This is a genomic window from Streptomyces sichuanensis (assembly GCF_020328095.1).
Classification (GTDB): Bacteria; Actinomycetota; Actinomycetes; order Streptomycetales; family Streptomycetaceae; genus Streptomyces; species Streptomyces cinnamoneus.
In genome coordinates this window covers 1-2,891 of the sequence record NZ_JAIXMK010000174.1, presented here as the reverse complement: position 1 = coordinate 2,891, position 2,891 = coordinate 1, and the positions used below count along the sequence as shown (strand labels likewise).

The following is a 2,891-nucleotide window of genomic DNA, read 5'->3' as shown; positions in this document are numbered from 1 at the left end:
TGTTAGCGGCCCCCGAAACCCCTGGCAATCAAGGGTCCTACGGCCCTTTTTCGTTCCCACTCCCCCAAGGAGAACTCCGCACCGGCCATTTCCGTCCTGCGTGCCCCCTGCTCGGCACTAAAGAGCGCAGTAAGTGATCCAGGTCCCATGAGGGGGCTCACAGCGTGCTGCACAGCGGGTGAACGTGCGCACGCGCAGGGCTTCAGCCCCGGGCGGCCGCGGCACGGGCGATGTTGCGGGCCATGCCCCCGAAGACGAGGGCGTGGAACGGGGACACGCTCCACCAGTAGGCGTGGCCGAGCAGCCCGTGCGGGTGGAACAGTGCGCGCTGCCGGTAGCGGCTGCGCCCTTCGCCGTCGGGTTCGGCGTGCATCTCCAGCCAGGCCAGGCCGGGCAGCCGCATTTCCGCGCGCAGTCGCAGCAGCCGGCCGGGGTCGATCTCCTCGACCCGCCAGAAGTCCAGGGAGTCCCCGACCCGGAGCCGCTCGGCGTCCCGCCGGCCGCGGCGCAGCCCCACCCCGCCGATCAGCCGGTCCAGCCAGCCGCGGGCCGCCCAGGCGAGCGGGAAGGAGTACCAGCCGGTGTCGCCCCCGATGCCCTCGATGACCTGCCACAGCGCTTCGGGCGGGGCGTCGACGGCTCGTTCGCGCCGGTCGGTGTAGAGGCTGCCGCCGGCCCAGTCGGGGTCGGTGGGCAGGGGATCGCTGGGGGCGCCGGGCACGGAGGCCGAGGACCAGCGGGTGGCGACCTGGGCGTCGCGGACCCGTTCGACGGCCAGGGACAGTGCGGTGTCGACGTCGAGGGGGCCGCCGGGCGGGTCCGGGACGTAGCGGGCGATGTCGTTCTCGCGGCAGACGACTTCGTGGCGCAGTGATTCGGCCAGGGGCCTGGCGATGGCGTGCGGGACGGGGGTGACGAGGCCGATCCAGTAACCGGACAGCCGTGGGGTCAGCACGGGCACGGGCACGATCAGCCGGTGGGGCAGTCCGGCGACGGCCGCGTAGCGGCGCATCATCTCCAGGTAGGTGATGACGTCGGGGCCGCCGATGTCGAAGGTGCGGTGGACGTCGTCGGGGAGGCGGGCGCTGCCGACGAGGTGGCGCAGGACGTCGCGGACGGCGATCGGCTGGATGCGGGTGCGTACCCAGCTGGGGGTGACCATGACGGGCAGGCGCTCGGTGAGGTAGCGCAGGATCTCGAAGGAGGCCGAGCCGGAGCCGATGATGACCGCGGCGCGCAGGACGGCGGTGGGCACTCCGGAGTCGAGGAGGATCCTGCCGACCTCGGCGCGCGAGCGCAGGTGGGGCGAGAGCCCGTGGTCCGGGACCCCGGCGGGGGTGAGGGCGCCCAGGTAGACGATGCGGCGTACGCCGGCGGCGCGTGCCTGTTCCCCGAAGATGCGCGCCGCGGCCCGGTCGGTGCGTTCGAAGCCGGTGCCGGTGCCGAGGGCGTGCACGAGGTAGTAGGCCGTGTGGACGCCCCGCATCGCCGCGGCGACCGAGTCGGCGTCGGTGACGTCGCCGCGCACCACTTCGGCCCGGGCCGCCCAGGGGTGGTCGCGCAGGGTGCCGGGTGACCGTGCGAGGCAGCGCACCCGGTGTCCGGCGTCGAGGAGCTCGGGTACGAGGCGGCCGCCGATGTAGCCGGACGCGCCGGTCACCAGGCAGTGGTGTCCCGGCCGGCTGTCGTCAGGGGGCATCGGTGTCTCCGGCGGGTCGGGGTGCTGTCCGTCCACCGTCTCCCGTCCGGAGCGCTTTCGCCTGTCGTCGTCACGGTCGGGGGCACTGCTTCCAGGCGAAGTGGTAGAGGGTGCTGATGTTGCCGTCGGTCGAGTCCATGGCGATGAGGCTCGTGGTCTTGGTGGGGTCGGACGTGCCGGCGTCCACGCGCAGCTCAGTGTTGATGTTGAAGTACCGCTTGGCGCCGCAGGGGTGGTAGATGACCGCGTCGATGTCCGTGATGTCGGAGGTCTGCCAGTTGTCGTTGAGCGGGCCGGTGAAGTGGTGGTTGACGTAGGCGGTCTGTGTCATGCCCTGGAAGTAGTAGTTGGCACGCTCCAGGCCGGTGGCGCCCTTCTCCAGGCGGGCGAAGCCGCGGTAGTCCGCCCGGGCGACCGCGTAGGTGAAGCCCTGCGGGACGTGGACGTTCAGGCTGAGCTGGCAGTTCTTGCGGAAGTCGGTGGGCTTGGCGCCGACGCCCACCTGGGCGACGTAATTGCTGTAGGAGACGGTGAAGGCGGTGTTGTCCGGAGAGACGGTCACGTTCGCCGTTCCGGCGGGACAGCCCGAGCCGTTGACGGACACCACATCGATCACGATCTTGTCCGGTGGGGGCACGTCCTCGGCGGCCGCCTCGGGGGAGAACGACGTCGCAAGAAGCGCCACGGCCGCACTGACGGTCATCACCGGTCTGAACATTCGAGATCCCTCCCACTTCCCTGGGGCCCATGCGGACATGGATGGCCGGACGGGGGCCGGTCCGCCGCGTCCCCGCGCGGCCGCACGGGCGGCCGGCGCAGGGACGCGGCACTCAACCGATTGGACGGCGTCCGATCAGGGGCATTCCTTCCAGGCGAAGTGGTAGAGCGTGTTGACGCTGCCGTCCGTCGAGTCCATCGCCATGAAGCTGTTGGTCGTCGACGGGTCCGAGCTGCCGGCGCCCACCCGCAGTTCGGTGTTGACGTTCAGGATGCGCTGCACGCCGCACGGGGCGTAGACGAGCGCGGCGGCGTCGGTGACGTCGGAGGTCTGCCAGTTGTCGCTGAGCGGGCCCGCGAAGCGATGGCTGACGGACGTGGTCTGCGGCATGCCCTGGAAGTAGTAGCTGGCCCTCTCCATGCCGGTGGCACCGCGCTCCAGGTGGGCGAAGCCGCGGTAGTCGGCGCGGGCGAT

The 2,891-nt window shown here is 71.4% G+C and carries 3 protein-coding genes; all 3 read right to left on the bottom strand.

Annotated elements, in window-relative coordinates:
* Positions 1–202: 202 nt before the first annotated feature.
* Positions 203–1,699, bottom strand: coding sequence for an SDR family oxidoreductase (locus tag LE181_RS29825; RefSeq protein WP_225664633.1), 1,497 nt, complete (start codon positions 1,697–1,699; stop codon positions 203–205).
* A 70-nt stretch (positions 1,700–1,769) separates the two neighbouring features.
* Positions 1,770–2,417 carry a DUF4360 domain-containing protein gene (locus LE181_RS29820; RefSeq protein WP_225664632.1) on the bottom strand — a complete coding sequence of 216 codons (648 nt, stop codon included), beginning with the start codon at positions 2,415–2,417 and terminating at the stop codon, positions 1,770–1,772.
* A 135-nt stretch (positions 2,418–2,552) separates the two neighbouring features.
* Positions 2,553–2,891: DUF4360 domain-containing protein (locus tag LE181_RS29815; RefSeq protein WP_225664631.1), on the bottom strand; the 339-nt coding region annotated here is incomplete at its 5' end.